Here is a 16,457-nt window from a genome sequence, read left to right on the forward strand (position 1 = left end):
CGCGCTATACGCGGAGTCGCGATGACCTCGGACCGCGTTACACCGTTCGGAGTACCGACTACCGGGCGCCACCCGGGGAGCGCAGGCGACGCGGACCGGTGTCGTGGCGGGACGGAGGCGGGCCCAGGGTCAGGCGAGCACTGGTCACGTAAGCGCCCGCCGCGCTGGCCAGGACGGGCTCCAGGGCCAGTTCGCGCACCTCGGGCAGGTCTTCGGCCAACGCGGCCAGGCGCAGGACGAGTTCCTCCAGCGCCGGGAGGTCGGCGGACTCCCCACCGCGATAACCGGCCAGCAGCGGCGCGGCCTTCGGGGCGCGGACCAGGGCGTGCGCGTCGGTCTCGGTCAGGGGGACGGCCCGGTAGGCGCGGTCGCCGAGCAGGTCGCTGACCAGACCGGACAGTCCGAAGGAGACCAGCGTGCCGAAGGACGGGTCGTCCTGGAGGCCCACCACGCACGAGATCCCCTTGGGGGCCATGCGCTGCACGTACACGTCCGGCCTCTCGGACACCTCGGCCAGCATGTCGTACGCCGAGCGCACGGCGTCCTCGCCTGCGAGGTCCAGGCGGACGCCGACCAGGTCGGTCCGGTGGCGCAGGCGTTCGTCCACCGACTTGACCGCCACCGGGTAACCCAGCTCCGCCGCCGCCGCGACGGCCTCGTCCGCCGACGACACCACCCGGAACGGCACCAGCTCCACGCCGTAGCACGCGAGCAGCCGCACGGCGGTCTCGTCGTCGACCCGGCGCTCCTCGGACAGGTGCAGCGAGTCGACCAACGCCTGCGCGGCCTCCGCGTCGATCCCTTCCGGACGGACGAAGTGGCCCTGCGGCGAGAAGCGCCACCGCGCGTAACGAGCCGCACGCGCCAACGCGAGCACCGCGCGTTCCGGGCTCGGGTAGGACGGCACCGAACCCCGACCGGGAGCGCCATCGGGACCGGGCACCGCCAGTTCGTCCGGCACGCCCTCCACCGCGAGGAACGTCGACACGATCGGCTTGGTCCCCGCGACCTCCCGCAGGGCACGGGCGAACGCCGCGCCCGGCACGGCCAGCGGCGGCACGAAGACGACCACCAGGGCGTCGGTGTCCGGGTTGGCCAACGCGTCCTGCACGGCCTTCGCGAACACCTCCGGCCCGGCCTGCGCGCCGACGTCCACGGGCGGGCCGGCCAGTTCCAGGCCCTGCGCGAGCGCGGTGTCCGCCGCCAGCAGGCCGATCGCCGTCGAGTTGCCCACCACCGACACGCGCGGCCCGGCCGGCAGGGGCTGGTGGGCCAGCAGCAGGGCCGTGTCGAACAACTGGGCCAGGGACTCCACGCGGATCACGCCGGCCTGTTCGAACAACGCCTGCACGCTCGATTCGTCCACCTGCACGCCCGTCGCCGCCAGCGCGGGGCTCACCGCGTGCCGGCCGGACTTGACCGCCACGATCGGCTTGGTGCGCCCCAGCCGGCGGGCCAGGCGGGCGAACTTGCGCGGGTTGCCGAACGACTCCAGGTACAGCAGCACGACGTCGGTGGCCGGGTCGGTCTCCCAGTACTGGAGCAGGTCGTTGCCGGACACGTCCGCCCGGTTGCCCGCCGACACGAACGTCGACAGGCCCAGCCCGCGTTCGGCCGCCGCCGCCAGGATCGCCGTGCCCAGCGCGCCGGACTGGCAGAAGAACCCGGTCCGGCCCCGGCCGGGGAGCCGGGGCGCGAGGGTCGCGTTGAGACGGACCGAGGGGTCGGTGTTGAGCACGCCCAAGGCGTTCGGGCCGACCACGCGCATCCCGTGCGCCCGCGCCTCGGCGGCCAGCCGGCGTTCCGCGCTCAACCCGCCCGGCCCGGTCTCGCCGAACCCGGACGTCACCACGACCAGCGCCTTCACGCCCTTGGCCAGGCAGGCGTCCATCACGTCGTCCACGCCCGCCGCCGGCACCGCGACCACGGCGAGGTCCACGTCGTCGGGGATGTCCAGCACCGACGGGTACGCCCGCACCCCGCGCACCGACCGGTGCTCGGCGTTGACCGGGTAGACCGGGCCGTGGAAGACGCCCTCCAGCAGGTTCGTCAGGACCGCGTGACCGATCTTGGTCGGGTCCGTGGACGCACCGATCACCGCCACGGATCGGGGGTGCAGCAGGTTGTGCACGCTGCGCGCCTCGGCGGCCTGCTCCCGCGCCCGCGCCACCGCCACCGACTCCTCGGTCGGGTCGATGTCGAACTCGAGGTGCAGCGCGCCCTCCTCGAACGCGCGGCTGACCTTGTAGCCGGCGTCCCGGAACACCCGCACCATCTGGCCGTTCTCGGCGAGCACCTCGGCGGTGAACCGGCTCAGGCCCCGCTCGCGGGCCGCCGCCGCCAGGTGCTCCAGCAGGATCGACCCGAGTCCCCGGCCCTGGTGCTCGTCCTCCACGACGAACGCGACCTCGGCGCTGCCCCCGCCGCCGAGCCGGTCGTAGCGGCCCACGGCCACGATGTCGTCACCCAGGAGCGCGACGAACGCCACCCGATCGGCGTGGTCGACGGTGGTGAACCGCTCGACGTCCCGCTTCGGCATCCGCGGGTACGGCCCGAAGTAGCGGAAGTACCGCGTGCGCTCGGACAGCCGGCCGTGGAAGGCGAGCAGCTTCTCGCCGTCGTCGGGCGTGATCGGGCGCAGGTGGACGGTGCCGCCGTCGCTCAGGACGACGTCGGCCTCCCAGGTCCGCGGGTAGTCGTACGGGTCCACCGGGCGTCAGTCCCTCGGGTCGTCGGGGTCCAGGCCGTGCAGCGGGAACACCGCGCGGCGCGTCTCGCGGATCGCGGCGTCCAGCGGGGTGTCCGCGTCGCCGCCCCACCGCTCGAAGGTCACGTCGGCGTCGTCGGACATGGTGGACGGGATCGGCCAGTTCGGCGCGCGCCCGCTCGTGTCGGCGACCCAGTCGGCGGGCAGCGGGGTCGCCGGGTCGACGTCCCGGTCCAGCACGGTGGCCAGCAGGTGCGTCCACGACCGGGGCACGACCCGGACCAGCTCGTACCCGCCGCCGCCCAGCGCGAGCCAGTGGCCGCCGGTGATCTCCTCGGCCAGGTCGCGGAAGGTCCGGTAGATCGCGCGGTGCCCGTCGACGGACAGCGCCAGGTCGGCCAGCGGGTCCTCGCGGTGGGTGTCCACGCCGCACTGGGTGACCAGGATGCGCGGCCGGAAACTCCGCAGCAGCGCCGGGACGACGGCGTGGAAGGCGCGCAGCCAGCCCGGGTCGCGGGTGCCCGGCGGCAGGGGCAGGTTGACGGCGGTGCCCTCCGCGCCCGGTCCGCCCAGCTCCGAGGGGCGTCCGGTGCCCGGCCACAGGCTGAGCGGGTTCTGGTGCAGGGAGATGGTGAGGACGCGGGGGTCGTCGTAGAAGGCGTCCTGGACGCCGTCGCCGTGGTGGACGTCGGAGTCGAGGTAGGCGATGCGGTCGAAGCCGTTGTCCAGCAGCCACGAGATCGCGACCGAGCAGTCGTTGTAGACGCAGAAGCCGGCGGCGTGGTCGCGCATGGCGTGGTGCAGCCCGCCCGCGATGTTGACCGCCCGCTTGGCCCGACCGGAGGCGATCTCCCGGGCCGCCGCCAGCGAACCGCCCACGACCAGCGCGGACGCCTCGTGCATCCGCTCGAACACCGGGTTGTCGGCGGTGCCCAGGCCGTGGCCGACGTCCCACGCGGCCATCGGCGCGGCCTGCACGGCGGACAGGTAGGACGGCTCGTGGACCCGTTCGATCTCGGCGTCGGTGGCGGGCGCGGGGACGACGGGGGTGATCCCGTCGAGGACGCCCAGGGCGGTCGCGAGCTTGATCGTCAGGTCCAGCCGGACCGGGTTCAGCGGGTGGTCGCCGCCCAAGTCGTACGCGAGGAACGACTCGTCCCACACGACGGCAGCGGTGACTTCTTCGGCGCCCATGAATCGCAACCTAACCCACGGGACGGATCAACAGGTCTTAGAGTCTGCCGCGACGAGCAGGGGCGGAAAGCGGCCATCGAAGGTGGAACCCCGCGCGTCGGAACGGGGTCAGACAGGACATGCGACGCTCCACCACCCTCACGGCCACGCTGGCGCTGGCCCTCCTGCTCGGCCTCTCCGCGTGCGCCACGACGGTCACCGGCTCCGCGAAGCCGGCCGCGGGCGGGACGAGCGCCGGCAAGACCACGTCCGGCAAGCCCAGCTCGACCAAGACCTCCACCAGCGGCAAGAAGACCGCCGTGAGCACCACCGTGACCAAGCCCGGCAGCTCCACGGGCGACAACCTCAAGATCGGCACGCGCAAGAAGTCCGAGGGCTACGACAGCTGCGACCTGCTGACGCCCGAGGAGGTCGCGGCGGCCGTGGGCGCGCAGAAGGCCGGCGACAAGGGGTGCGTGCAGAGCACCGAGGACCCCTTCACGCTGGTGCTGTTCCGCGTCGGGTTCGACTTCCACGAGGGCGACGCGCGCGAGTTCGAGGTCGGCGGCAACACCGCGTACGAGGTGAAGGAGGACGGCTCCTGCACCGTGGTGGTGGTGCTCGACCAGCCCCAGACCGCCGGGCTGATCCCCGCCTTCACCGCGAACGTGACGCCCTTCGACGAGGGCGGCAACCCGTGCGATGCCGCCCTCAAGCTCGCTCAGAAGGGCTTCGAGAAGATCCCCAACGCTTAGGGGTTCGGACCCGTCGCCAGAGGACGTGACGGGTCCACGCACCAGTGCGACCACGAGCCCGCGTACAGCTCGGCGGGCTGGTCCGGGGTGGTGATCCCGGCCGCTTCGAGGGCCAACACGACCGACGACGCCGTCACGCCCGACCCGCAGTAAGCGCCCACGCGCACACCGTCACGCACGCCCAGCGCCTGGAACCGCTGCGCCAGCGCCGCCGCGCCCTGCCACCGGCCGTCCTCGCCGACGTGCTCGGTGGACGGCGCGTTCAAAGCCCCGGGGATGTGCCCGGCGCGCGGGTCCACCGGCTCGGTCTCGCCGCGGTAGCGCGCGGCGGCGCGGGCGTCGAGCAGGACGCCCTCGCGGGCCAGGGCGGCGGCCTCGTCGGCGTCCACCACGGGCATCGCGCCGGGCTTGACCACGATGTCGCCCTCGGTGGCCGCGGGGACCTCCGTCGTCACCGGCCGGCCCTCCGCGACCCACGCCGCGAACCCGCCGTCCAGCACGGCCACCTCGCGGTGCCCGGCCCAGCGCAGCAGCCACCACAAGCGGGCCGCGACCGAGCCGTCACCCCCGTCGTACGCCACGACCGGGTGACCTTGGTCGATCCCGATCGAGCGAAGCACGCGCTGCAGGTCGTCGGGGTCGGGCAGCGGGTGCCGCCCGCCGGCGCCGGGCGCGGCGGACAGGTCGGTGTCCAGGTCGAGGTAGTGCGCGCCGGGCAGGTGCCCGACCTCGTAGTCTTGGCGTCCGGGAGGTCCGCCCAGCCGCCAGCGCAGGTCCACCACGACCGGGCCGGCCGCGTCGGCGAGCGCGGCGGCCAGGGCTTCGGTGCTGATCAATGGATGCACGGCACCATCCTGCACCTTTCACCGGGCGACTAGCATTGGCACCATACGAAGGGGAGCGGGTGTGAACGACCTCATCGACACCACGGAGATGTACCTCCGCACGATCTACGAGCTCGAAGAAGAGGGCGTCGTGCCTCTGCGCGCCCGCATCGCCGAGCGGCTCGGCCAGAGCGGTCCCACGGTGAGCCAGACCGTGGGGCGGATGGAGCGCGACGGCCTGGTGGTCGTCGCCGACGACCGCCACCTGGAGCTGACCGAGCAGGGGCGCAACCTGGCCATCGCGGTCATGCGCAAGCACCGGCTCGCCGAACGCCTCCTGGTCGACATCATCGGCCTGGAGTGGGAGCACGTGCACAGCGAGGCGTGCCGCTGGGAGCACGTCATGAGCGAGGCCGTCGAGCGCAAGCTGGTCAAGCTCCTGGGCAACCCCACCACCTCCCCCTACGGCAACCCCATCCCCGGCCTGGACAAGCTGGGCGACGGCGAGCCCGCCCCGCCCGCGGAGGCCGACCTGGTCCGCGTGGACGAGGTGGCCCGGCGCGGCGGCGGTCGTGTCGAGGTGCGGCGGATCGCCGAGCACGTGCAGCTCGACCCGGACCTGATGGCCGAGCTGAAGGCGGCGGGCGTCGTGCCGGGCGGCACGGTCGAGGTCGACTCGATGGGCGGGGCGAAGGTGGTGCAGGTCCGCGGCAACGGCACGACGGCCGAGCTCGACCCGTCGGTGGCGCACGCGGTCCTGGTGCAGGCCAGGTGAGTTCGGGGCGGGAGCAAGGGCGGCGGGCCGCGGCGGCGTTCGGCCGCCTGCACGGCACCGCCCCGCACGGCGTGTGGTCGGCGCCCGGTCGGGTCAACCTGATCGGCGAGCACACCGACTACAACGACGGGTTCGTGCTGCCCTTCGCCCTGCCCCACCGCACGGCCGTCGCGGCGGCCCCGCGCGCCGACGGCCTGCTGACCGTGGCGACCCTCGGCGACGACGGCGGCGTGCAGCGCGCGGAACCGGTCGAGGTCGCGGCCCTGGAGCCCGGGGTCGTGACCGGGTGGCCCGCGTACGTGGCCGGGGTCGCCTGGGTGCTGCGCGGCGAGGGCGTGTCGTCCGGCGCGGACCTCGTCGTCGCCGGTGACGTGCCCGCCGGCGCCGGGCTGTCGTCGTCGCACGCGCTGGAGTGCGCGGTCGCCCTGGCCCTGCTGGGGCTGGCCGGGGTGCCCGAGGACCGGCCCGGGATCGCCCGCTGGGTGCAGCGGGCGGAGAACGACTTCGTGGGCGCGCCGACCGGTCTGCTGGACCAGACCGCGTCGCTGCTGTGCACCGAGGCGCACGTGCTGTTCCTGGACGTCCGGTCGGGCAAGGCCGAGCAGGTGCCCTTCGACGCGGCGGCGTCCGGGCTGGAGGTGCTGGTCGTGGACACCCGCGCGCACCACTCCAACCTCGACGGCGGCTACGGCGAGCGGCGGGCCGGCTGCGAGGAGGCGGCGGCGCTGCTGGGCGTGCCCGCGCTGCGGGACGTCGAGCTGACCGAGCTGGACGAGGTGTCGGACCGGCTGCCCGAGCGGCTGCGGCCGTTGGTGCGGCACGTGGTCACGGAGAACGAGCGCGTGCTGCGCTCGGTGGAGATGCTGCGCGCGGACGACGTGGCGGGCCTGGGGCCGCTGCTGACCGCGTCGCACGAGAGCCTGCGCGACGACTACCGGGTGTCCTGCCCGGAACTGGACGTCGCGGTGGACGCCGCCCTGGCCGCGGGCGCGCTGGGCGCGCGCATGGTGGGCGGCGGGTTCGGCGGGTCGGCGATCGCGCTGACGCCCGTCGACCGGCACGACGAGGTGGTGCGGGGCGTGCTCGCGGCGTTCGCGCGGCGCGGCCTGACCACCCCGAGGACCTTCACGGCCGTGCCCTCGGCGGGCGCGGGGCGCGACGAATAAGAGGAAAGCGGGGATCACGGTGAAGCTGCTCGTGACGGGCGGTGCTGGGTACGTCGGCAGCGTGTGCGCGGCTCGACTGGTCGAGGCGGGACACGAGGTGGTCGTGCTCGACGACCTGTCGACCGGGCACGCCGACGCCGTTCCCGACGGGGTGCGGCTCATCGAGGCCGACATCAACGACGTCATCGACGAGGTGCTGGCCGAGGGCTACGACGGCGTGCTGCACTTCGCCGCCAAGTCGCTGGTCGGCGAGTCCATGGAGGACCCGGCCAAGTACTGGCACGGCAACGTCGGCACGGCGCTGAAGCTGCTGGACGCGATGCTGGCGCACGGCACCCCGCGCCTGGTGTTCTCCTCGACCGCGGCCTGCTACGGCGAGCCCGACGAGGTGCCGATCCTGGAGACCGCGCCCACCCGGCCGACCAACACCTACGGCGCGACCAAGCTGGCCATCGACCACGCCATCACCGGGTACGCGGCGGCGCACGGCCTGGCGGCGGTGTCCCTGCGGTACTTCAACGTGGCCGGCGCGTACGGGCGGTTCGGCGAGCGGCACGCCACCGAGACCCACCTGATCCCGATCGTGCTCCAGGTCGCGTCCGGGACGCGGGCGAAGGTCGCCATGTACGGCGACGACTACCCGACCGAGGACGGCACCTGCGTGCGCGACTACATCCACGTGGTCGACCTGGCCGACGCGCACGTCAAGGCGATCGGCGCGGCGACCGCGGGCGAGCACCGGATCTACAACCTGGGCAACGGTTTCGGCTTCACCGTCAAGCAGGTCATCGAGGCGTGCCGCGAGGTGACCGGCCACGAGATCCCGGCCGACGTGGCACCGCGCCGCGCCGGCGACCCGGCGGTGCTGGTGGCCTCCAGCGAGAAGGCGCGCACCGAGCTGGGCTGGAAGCCCGAGCGGGTCGACCTGGCCGGCATCGTCCGCGACGCGTGGGAGTTCACCCGGTCGCGGTCGCAGGGGGCCTGATGGGCGCGGCGATCTCGGCGGAGGACTTCGCCGACCTGACCGCGTACACCCGGATGCCGAGGGTGGGGTCGCTGGCCCTGTCCCCCGACGGCACGCGCCTGGTCGCGGTGGTGGCGGAGCTGTCCGCGGACGGCAAGACCTGGCAGGGCGCGCTGTGGGAGCTGGACCCGACCGGTCGGCGCCCCGCGCGGCGGCTGACCCGGGGCGCGAAGGGCGAGTCGAACCCGGTGTTCACACCCTCGGGTGACCTGCTGTTCCTGTCCGGGCGGCCGAACCAGGAGGCCAAGCCCGGTGACACGGGCGTCGGCAAGGACAAGACCGCGCTGTGGCTCCTGCCGCCGGTCGGCGAGGCCAGGGAGCTGTTCCGCCCCGCCGGCGGTGTGGACCGGGTGGTCGTGTCGGGCGAGACCGGCACCCTGCTGCTGACCGCCGGCGCACACCCCGGCGGCGAGTTCGGCCACGACGGCGACCTGCGCAAGGCCCGTGAGGACGCCGGGGTGACGGCGATCCTGCACGAGTCCTACCCGGTCCGGTACTGGGACTCCGACCTCGGCCCCGCCTATCCGCGCCTCCTCACCGGCACCTTGGACGCCGAACACCCGGACTCCGGGCGCTTGGACACCGCCGACCTGGTGGACCTGACGCCGGAGTCCGCCACCCGCCTGGACGACGCGGCGGCGATCAGCCCGGACGGCCGCTGGGTCGTGCACACCGAGCGGGTCGAGGTGAGCGCGTCCTACGGGGCTCGCGTGCGGCTGCGGCTGGTGGCGGCGGACGGGTCGTCCGGCCGGGTCCTGGCCGACCAGGACGGGCACTCGTTCATGCAGGTCGCGTTCCTGCCCGACTCCTCCGGCGTGGTCGCGGTGCGCGCGCTGGAGTCCACCGCCGACCGGGTGTGGCGCAACACGCTGGTGCGGATCTCGCTGACCGGCGAGATCACCGAACTGGCGGCGGACCTGGTCGAGGAGGTCGAGCACCCGGTCGTCGCGCCGGACGGCCGCGCCGTGTACTTCACCGCCGCCCAGCGCGGGCACCAGCCGATCTTCCGGCTGGACCTGGCGACGTCGGAGGTCGTGCGGCTGACCGCGTCCGGCGCGTACACCGAGGTCATCGTGGGTCGCGACCACGTGTACGCGCTGCGCAGCGCGTGGGACCACCCGCCGCAGCCGGTGCGCCTGGAGCTGGAGGGTGCCGACCAGGAGCCGGTCGCCCTGCCCGCACCCGGTGCCGTGGCGTCCCTGCCCGGCACGCTGACCGAGGTGTCGACCGTCGTCGAGGACGGCCGGACCGTGCGGGCGTGGCTCGTGCTGCCGTCGAACTGCTCGGCGGACAACCCCGCGCCGTTGCTGCTGTGGGTGCACGGCGGTCCGATCATGAGCTGGAACGCGTGGAGCTGGCGGTGGAACCCGTGGCTGATGGCCGCGCGGGGCTACGCCGTGCTGCTGCCGGACCCGGCGCTGTCGCTGGGGTACGGGCAGGAGTTCATCCAGGCCGGGTGGGGCAGCTGGGGCGCCAAGCCGTACACGGACCTGATGGCGATCACCGACGTCACCGTGCGGCGACCGGACGTCGACGACAGCCGGACCGCCGCGATGGGCGGGTCGTTCGGCGGGTACATGGCCAACTGGATCGCCACGCAGACCGACCGCTTCAAGGCGATCGTGACCCACGCGTCGCTGTGGCACCTGGACGCGTTCACCGGGACCACGGACGCCTCGTACTACTGGATCCGGGAGGTCGGCGACCCGCAGCACGACGACGAGCGCGTGCGCGCGAACTCACCGCACCTGCGGGTGGCCGACATCAAGACGCCGATGCTGGTCATCCACGGCGACAAGGACTACCGAGTCCCGGTCGGCGAGGGCCAGCGCTTGTTCTTCGACCTGGTGCGACACGGGGTGCCGGCGAAGTTCCTGTACTTCCCGACCGAGAACCACTGGATCCTCACCCCGGGGAACACCAAGGTCTGGTACGAGACGATCTTCGCGTTCCTGGCCGAACACGTGCTCGGCGAACCCTGGCAACGCCCAGACCTGCTCTGACCCGCGCTGCCCGCGCCCGCTCCTCGGTGTGAGGGGCGGGCGCGGCGGCGTTGGTGGGTGTGGTGGGGCGGCGCTGGCGGGTGAGGGGCGCGTTGGCGCGCGGGCGCGGCGGCAGGCACCAGCGGCGGCGGGCGGGCGGCGGCGGGCACCAACGGCGGCGGACGGGCGGCAGACACCAGCGGCGGCGGCCGGACGGCGGCCGGCACCAGCGGCGGCGGCCGGCACCAGCGGCGGGCGGCGGCGGGCGGCGGGCGTTGGCGCGCGGGGCGTTGGCTGGCGGGCCCGCGCTGGCTGGCGGGCGGGGCGTTGGTGGGCGGGTCTGGTCGCGGTTGGTTCGGCCGGCTCGGAAAAAATCTTGGGCGGCGGTGTCGAGAACTCGCGCGCGGCTCCGTCCCCGGTGCGAACGCGCCCCACAATGGGGGCGCACCGGTACCGAGGAGAACGACGATGGCCAAGTACCTCCTGCTCAAGCACTACCGCGGCGCCCCCACCCCGGTGAACGACGTGCCCATGGAGAAGTGGACGCCGGAGGAGATCTCCGCGCACATCCAGTACATGCGCGACTTCGCCGACCGGCTGGAGCAGACCGGCGAGTTCGTCGACGGCCAGGCGCTCGCCCCGGAGGGCACGTGGGTCCGCTACGACGGCGAGGGGCGTCCGCCGGTCACGGACGGGCCGTTCGCCGAGACCAAGGACCTCATCGCCGGGTGGATGATCATCGACGTGGACAGCTACGAGCGCGCGGTCGAGCTGGCCGGCGAGCTGTCGGCCGCGCCCGGTGCGGGTGGCAAGCCCATCCACGAGTGGCTGGAGCTGCGCCCCTTCTACGCGGTCCCGCCCACCGTCACCGAATGACGGCGACCGAAGACGGTGACCGGGTGACGGCGATCGACGAGGCCCTGATCCGGGGCCTCACGCCGACCGTGCTCGCGATCCTCGTCCGCCGCGGAGCCGACTTCGCGGCGGCCGAGGACGCCGTGCAGGACGCCCTGCTCGAAGCCGTCCGCACGTGGCCGACCGACCCGCCCCGCGACCCCAAGGGCTGGCTGGTGACGGTGGCGTGGCGCCGTTTCCTCGACACCACCCGGGCCGACAGCGCCCGCCGCCGTCGCGAGGACCAGGTGGAGGCCGAGGTCGAGCCCGGCCCCGCCACCGCGGTCGACGACACCCTCCAGTTGTACTTCCTGTGCGCGCACCCCTCCCTGACCCCGTCATCGGCGGTCGCCCTGACCCTCCGTGCCGTGGGCGGCCTGACCACCCGGCAGATCGCGCAGGCGTACCTGGTCCCCGAAGCGACCATGGCGCAGCGCATCAGCCGGGCCAAGCGCACCGTGTCCGGCGTGCGGCTCGACCAGCCCGGTGACGTGGCCACCGTGCTGCGCGTGCTGTACCTGGTCTTCAACGAGGGCTACACCGGCGACCTCGACCTGTCCGCCGAAGCCATCCGCCTGACCCGGCAACTGGCGGCCGTCATCGACCACCCGGAGGTGGCGGGCCTGCTGGCCCTGATGCTCCTCCACCACGCCCGCCGCGCGAGCCGGACAGCCGCCGACGGGAGCCTCATCCCCCTTTCCGAACAAGACCGAATCCTGTGGGACACCGCCTCCATCGCCGAGGGCGTGGAGATCCTGCAAGCCGCCCTCGCCCGCGACCGGTTGGGCGAGTTCCAGGCCCAGGCCGCCATCGCCGCCCTCCACGCCGACGCCCAGACCGCCGCCGAGACCGACTGGGTCCAGATCGTCGAGTGGTACGACGAACTGCTGCGCCTGACGGACAACCCGGTGGTCCGCCTCAACCGCGCCGTGGCGGTGGGCGAGGCCGACGGCCCCCAAGCCGGCCTGGCCGCCCTGGAGACCTGCGACCACACCCTCCCCCGCCACACCGCAGCCGCGGCCTACCTCCACGAACGAGCCGGCAACCTGACCACCGCCGCCCGCCTGTACGCGGAGGCCGCCCACAAGGCCCCCAACCTCCCCGAACGCGCCCACCTGACCCGCCAGGCCGCCCGCCTGAACGCCACCCTGAACGCCGCCCCGAAGGAGTAGGACGACGGCCGACCACCGATGGCGGGTCACGGATGGTGTCGGGGGCCGGCGTTGGCGGGTCGGTTGCGGCGCGGGGCGGGTGAGGCGGTGAGTGCTCCTTTCTGGTCAGGATTCGTCAGGGTGGAGGCCGGCTGCTCGTTCTGCCAGCTGGCGGACTGTGGCTGGGGGTAGTCCCTTTTCCAGTGCCATGTGCAGCAGGGTGGCCAGGCGGTGGTCTGCTTGGGCTTCCAGGGCCCGGTCCAAGGCGATGGACGCATAAGCGCCGTCGCCTCGGATGTAGGCCGAGAAAGCGAGCAGTGTCGCGGGTTCGGCTCGTTCCGGCAGTGGGCTGGCCCGGGTCAGTTCCGCCCACAGGGTTTCGGCATCGCGAGCGTGCTCGCCCACCGCGTACCCGAGGCTCGCGTCGCGGACGACCAGGTCCGACAAGGCGAATGTCAGGGCCGCCACCTCGGCATCCGTCAGCGGGCGTTTTCGGTCCCTGGCCCGGGTGATCTCGGCGTGGACCAGGGCGTGGTGGCGGCGCAGGGTGGTCGGGTCGTCGTGGGCCAGGGCGCGGTGTTCGGCCACCAGGCGGTCGAGCGCTTGTGAGCGGCGGGTCAGGTCCTCCTCGGGGTCCGGGTTGAGGGTGTCGGCGAGGCTGTCGCGGTTCGGGTAGGTGATCAAGCCCTTGGCCACCGACATCGCGGCCAGGGTGGTCGTGGTCGGGTCGGGCACGGTGCCCTCGTCGCCCAGGTCGTGGTAGTTGAACCACGGGGCGTCCTTGGCGGTCGCGGGGGTCCAGATCGCGCAGGTCACCGGCACGCCGACCTCCGCGAGCGAGGCCTCCACGTGGGCCACCAGGTGTTCCCGCGGCAGCCGTTCGGGCGGGTCGCCGCGGCCACCGCCGACCACCAGGGCCACCGCCCGGCGGCGGTTCGGGTACTGGCGCAGCGGTGCCGCCAGGTGGTCGGCGGCCCTGCGGTCGTGGACCGGGTCGGGCAGGTCGGCGCGCAGGGTCTGTTCGACGGACTGGCCCACCAGGACCACCAGCACCACCGACTCGGTCGGGTGGAAGCCGATCAGGTGCGGCAGGGCCGCGACCAGTTCTCCGGGAGTTCGCACGTCCCCGGCCACGTTCACGGAAGTGGTCATGCTTCGACTGTGCCGATCCGAAAAAGAAAAAGCCGGCGGGTCGAGCCGATCTGTGGACAACTTCGACTTGTCACCCGAAAGGGGCCACGAAAGTGAACGCCGCCCTGGCGCATAAAGCAGCCAGGGCGGCGCACAAAGGAGAAAAATCAGCAGTCAGGGGCAACACGGCCGTCTGAGCCGGTGTACACATAAGCGTCGGAGATGTACCCCGAACCGATGTTGTCCCACAGGTTCGTGGTGCCGTAAGTGCCGGTGATCGACTCCCCCACCGCCTGGCAGCGGATCGTCACCGTCGCGCCGTCCGCCACCGAACCGACGGCGGTGTAGTTCGTCCCGGGACCCGAGCGGATGGTCAGGGACGAGCCGCTGGTGTTGACCGTCCCGGTCGCCCCGCTGCACGAGTTTCGGCTGGTGTAGCTGCGGGTGCCCCAGTAGTAGGCCTGGGTCCCGTTGAACACCGCCTTCACGTCCGTGCCGTTGAGCCGCTGTTCGTAGTGCAGGTGCGGCCCCGTGGAACCGCCGGTGGAACCGACGTTGCCGATCTGCTGCCCGATCCGCACGGTCTGCCCCACGGACACCCGCTGCACGGACAGGTGCGCGTACCGGGTCCGCCAGCCACCGCCGTGGTCGATCTCGATCCACCGGCCGTAGCTGACGCTGCCCTCGTTCGCCACCCGGGTCACGGTGCCGCCCGCGGAGGCCACGACCGGGTCGCCGTCATCGTTGGTGCGGTTGAAGTCCACCGAGTTGGGCGGGCTGTGGTTGGTCCGGGTCTGCCCCTCCCAGACCTGCCCGCACGGGAACGGCAACTGGAAGGCCGGAGCCGCCACGGCCTCGCCCGCGGTGAGGGCGAGGCCGAAGAGCGGCGCGACGAGGGCGGTGACTAAGACGCGGCGCATCTGCCAACCTCCTTGACGACTGGGTGTGGTGATCGGACCACGCCCAGCCGTCTAGTGGAAGTCTAACGAGATGCCAACTTCGTGAATTACTTCCTAACCAACCGAACGGCGCAACGCCGCCGCGCCGCCGACCACGGGGAGTTCCACCGACGTCGAGGTCAGGTCGATGGACAGCCCGGCACCCGGCTTGGGCCGCAGGGTGTAGTCGTAGTCGCTGGAGATCAGCACGAACTCGACCGTGTGACCCGCCTTCACGATGTAGTCCTGCGGCTCAAGCTCCACCTCGACCCGGTACGTCTTACCAGGCGTGATGGGCTTGGTCCGGGACGGGTCCACCCGGTTCTGCGGGTCGGTCCACCCCCGCGTCACGATGTGGCTCGTGCCGTCCGGCGCCCGGTCCACCAGCAACGCCGTCACGTTGGCCGCGGGCCGGTCGAACGAGATCGCCAGGTTCACCCGGGCGACACCCGAAAGGCGTAGGTCCGTGGCCGTGCGCGAGGTCGCGTACGACAGACGGTTACCGGAGCTGGGCAGGTCCACCAGGTCGTCGGCGAGCTTGGACGAGTCGTCGCGCAAGGACTCCACCACCGGCTTGCCCGGAACGGCCGAGGACCGCAGCGCCCCCTTGGCCGAACCGCCGGCCCACGGGAACAGCCGCGCCGTGGACGTCCCCGGCGCCGGCCAGTCGGCCTCGTCGGTCCACGTCGTCTTGTCCTCGCGCTGGATGGTCGCCTTCGGCTCCTTCTCCACGCCGTTGTCGATCCCGTACAGGTAGTGCGAGAACCACCGGTTGATCGTGCGCCGCCACTCGACCGACCGCAGCGTGTCGGGGTCGGTGTGCCCGGACTGGTGCAGCCAGATCTTGTGCTCCACGCCGTACTTCTTCAGCGCCGAGTACCACTGCTCGACGTGCCGCAGCTTCACGTTCCAGTCGCTGAGGCCGTGCACGGCGAGCACCGCCGCCTTGACCTTCGAGGCGTCCTTGACGTAGTTCCGCTCGTCCCAGAACTCGCTGTAGTCACCGGTCACCCGGTCCTGCTTCCGGGCGAGCTCGGCGATCACCGGCTTGCAGATCTCGCGGTCGGCGCGCGTGTAGACGTACTCGGCGAGCACGTCCAGGTCCTCGCCCTGGAACGTGCCGGGCGCGACCACGGCCCCGTCCGCGCGGTAGTAGTCGTACCAGGAGGAAATGGCCGCAATGGGCACGATGGCCTTGAGCCCCTCGACACCGGTGGACGCCACGGCGTTGGGCAGGGTCCCGTTGTAGGACACGCCCATCATCGCGGTGTTGCCGGTGGTCCAGGTGGCCTTCACGTCGGCACCGGCGGCGTTGCGGGCCGTGGCGCGCCCGTTGAGCCAGTCCACGACCGCCTTGGACCCGATGGTCTCGTTGCGGCCGCCGGAGGTCGGGCAGCCCGAGGACTGACCGGTGCCCAGCGACTCCGCGTACACCATGGCGAAGCCGCGGGAGATGAAGTAGTCCTCGTACCGCCCCGACCGGATGGGGCCGGCGTTGGGACCGACGGCCACGGCGATGCGCTCGTCGGCCTGCGCCTTGAGCATCGAGCCGTCGCGCTTGTCGTAGCCGCCGTGCTTGTTGGGCACGTACAGCTCGACGTCGACGTTGTGGTTGGCCACGTCGTTGCCGCCGGAGAAGTACGGGCTGTTGAAGAACACCACGGGGACCTTCAGCCCCCGGTCGGTGGCCTTCTGGCGGACCACCTCGGTGTACACCTCGTCGTCCCGCCCGTCCCGGTCGCTGTCGACCGGCGCGCGGACCCACACGGATTCCTTGACCACGTCCTTCGGGTCGAAGACGGGTTGCGCCTCGCCGTCCTTGAAGACCGGGCCTTCCGCGGCCGTGCCGACCGCGGGCAGCGCTCCCAGGGGCAGCGTCACCAGAGCCGCCAGCACCGCGGCTCTCCGAACACCCTTCACGACAGTTCCCCCATCAT

The 16,457-nt window shown here is 72.7% G+C and carries 13 protein-coding genes; 7 read left to right on the forward strand and 6 right to left on the reverse strand.

The features are described from left to right. Nucleotides 1-58: 58 nt before the first annotated feature. Nucleotides 59-2,710 (reverse strand): bifunctional acetate--CoA ligase family protein/GNAT family N-acetyltransferase, encoded by a 2,652-nt coding sequence (locus tag DFJ66_RS14660; protein WP_121221697.1) that lies wholly within the window; start codon nt 2,708-2,710, stop codon nt 59-61. 6 nt (nt 2,711-2,716) lie between these two features. Further along, nucleotides 2,717-3,901, reverse strand: a complete 1,185-nt coding sequence (locus DFJ66_RS14665) for an acetoin utilization protein AcuC (RefSeq protein WP_121221699.1) — start codon at nt 3,899-3,901, stop codon at nt 2,717-2,719. 119 nt (nt 3,902-4,020) lie between these two features. Between DFJ66_RS14665 and DFJ66_RS14670 the strand changes: the two genes are divergently transcribed. Beyond that, a complete protein-coding gene (locus tag DFJ66_RS14670; RefSeq protein WP_121221701.1) occupies nt 4,021-4,635 on the forward strand; it encodes a DUF3558 domain-containing protein in 615 nt (204 codons plus the stop codon). Here the strand turns inward: DFJ66_RS14670 and DFJ66_RS14675 are convergent. Beyond that, nucleotides 4,632-5,480: a sulfurtransferase gene (locus DFJ66_RS14675; protein ID WP_121221703.1), complete on the reverse strand. Its 849-nt coding sequence runs from the start codon at nt 5,478-5,480 to the stop codon at nt 4,632-4,634. The two genes, DFJ66_RS14670 and DFJ66_RS14675, sit on opposite strands and share 4 nt — an antisense overlap. Nucleotides 5,481-5,541: 61 nt before the next feature. Between DFJ66_RS14675 and DFJ66_RS14680 the strand changes: the two genes are divergently transcribed. The 6 genes from DFJ66_RS14680 to DFJ66_RS14705 all read left to right on the forward strand — a co-directional run bounded on the left by DFJ66_RS14680 (nt 5,542) and on the right by DFJ66_RS14705 (nt 12,472). Next, on the forward strand, nt 5,542-6,234 hold the full coding sequence (locus DFJ66_RS14680) for an iron-dependent transcriptional repressor DtxR (RefSeq protein ID WP_121221706.1): 693 nt from the start codon (nt 5,542-5,544) through the stop codon (nt 6,232-6,234). Beyond that, nucleotides 6,231-7,400, forward strand: coding sequence for a galactokinase (galK, locus tag DFJ66_RS14685; protein ID WP_121221708.1), 1,170 nt, complete (start codon nt 6,231-6,233; stop codon nt 7,398-7,400). Before DFJ66_RS14680 ends, galK begins: the two co-directional genes overlap by 4 nt. A gap of 19 nt (nt 7,401-7,419) precedes the next feature. Further along, the gene (galE, locus tag DFJ66_RS14690) at nt 7,420-8,385 is read left to right on the forward strand and encodes a UDP-glucose 4-epimerase GalE (protein WP_121221710.1); all 966 of its coding nucleotides are present in this window, start codon (nt 7,420-7,422) and stop codon (nt 8,383-8,385) included. Then, on the forward strand, nt 8,385-10,427 hold the full coding sequence (locus DFJ66_RS14695) for an alpha/beta hydrolase family protein (RefSeq protein WP_211351172.1): 2,043 nt from the start codon (nt 8,385-8,387) through the stop codon (nt 10,425-10,427). The genes galE and DFJ66_RS14695 overlap by 1 nt, the downstream gene beginning before the upstream one ends. 447 nt (nt 10,428-10,874) lie before the next feature. Continuing rightward, nucleotides 10,875-11,282 (forward strand): YciI family protein, encoded by a 408-nt coding sequence (locus DFJ66_RS14700; protein WP_121221712.1) that lies wholly within the window; start codon nt 10,875-10,877, stop codon nt 11,280-11,282. 32 nt (nt 11,283-11,314) lie between these two features. Next, nucleotides 11,315-12,472, forward strand: a complete 1,158-nt coding sequence (locus DFJ66_RS14705; protein ID WP_121231179.1) for an RNA polymerase sigma factor — start codon at nt 11,315-11,317, stop codon at nt 12,470-12,472. Nucleotides 12,473-12,577: 105 nt separating this feature from the next. On the opposite strand, the gene DFJ66_RS14710 is transcribed toward DFJ66_RS14705, so the two are convergent. The 3 genes from DFJ66_RS14710 to DFJ66_RS14720 all read right to left on the reverse strand — a co-directional run bounded on the left by DFJ66_RS14710 (nt 12,578) and on the right by DFJ66_RS14720 (nt 16,440). After that, the gene (locus tag DFJ66_RS14710) at nt 12,578-13,603 is read right to left on the reverse strand and encodes a DUF4192 domain-containing protein (protein ID WP_121221714.1); all 1,026 of its coding nucleotides are present in this window, start codon (nt 13,601-13,603) and stop codon (nt 12,578-12,580) included. Between the two features lie 146 nt (nt 13,604-13,749). After that, nucleotides 13,750-14,502: a M23 family metallopeptidase gene (locus tag DFJ66_RS14715; protein WP_121221716.1), complete on the reverse strand. Its 753-nt coding sequence runs from the start codon at nt 14,500-14,502 to the stop codon at nt 13,750-13,752. A gap of 93 nt (nt 14,503-14,595) precedes the next feature. Further along, nucleotides 14,596-16,440 carry a Xaa-Pro dipeptidyl-peptidase gene (locus tag DFJ66_RS14720; protein WP_121221718.1) on the reverse strand — a complete coding sequence of 615 codons (1,845 nt, stop codon included), beginning with the start codon at nt 16,438-16,440 and terminating at the stop codon, nt 14,596-14,598. Nucleotides 16,441-16,457 lie beyond the last annotated feature (17 nt).

The sequence above is a fragment of the Saccharothrix variisporea genome (assembly GCF_003634995.1).
In the GTDB taxonomy this organism is placed as follows: domain Bacteria; phylum Actinomycetota; class Actinomycetes; order Mycobacteriales; family Pseudonocardiaceae; genus Actinosynnema; species Actinosynnema variisporeum.

Bases quoted from the DNA above. Each gene is read 5' to 3' on its own strand.
- DFJ66_RS14715 (WP_121221716.1), bottom strand. From the start codon at position 14,502: ATGCGCCGCGTCTTAGTCACCGCCCTCGTCGCGCCGCTCTTCGGCCTC.
- DFJ66_RS14670 (WP_121221701.1), top strand. From the start codon at position 4,021: ATGCGACGCTCCACCACCCTCACGGCCACGCTGGCGCTGGCCCTCCTG.
- DFJ66_RS14665 (WP_121221699.1), bottom strand. From the start codon at position 3,901: ATGGGCGCCGAAGAAGTCACCGCTGCCGTCGTGTGGGACGAGTCGTTC.
- DFJ66_RS14710 (WP_121221714.1), bottom strand. From the start codon at position 13,603: ATGACCACTTCCGTGAACGTGGCCGGGGACGTGCGAACTCCCGGAGAA.
- DFJ66_RS14700 (WP_121221712.1), top strand. From the start codon at position 10,875: ATGGCCAAGTACCTCCTGCTCAAGCACTACCGCGGCGCCCCCACCCCG.
- DFJ66_RS14695 (WP_211351172.1), top strand. From the start codon at position 8,385: ATGGGCGCGGCGATCTCGGCGGAGGACTTCGCCGACCTGACCGCGTAC.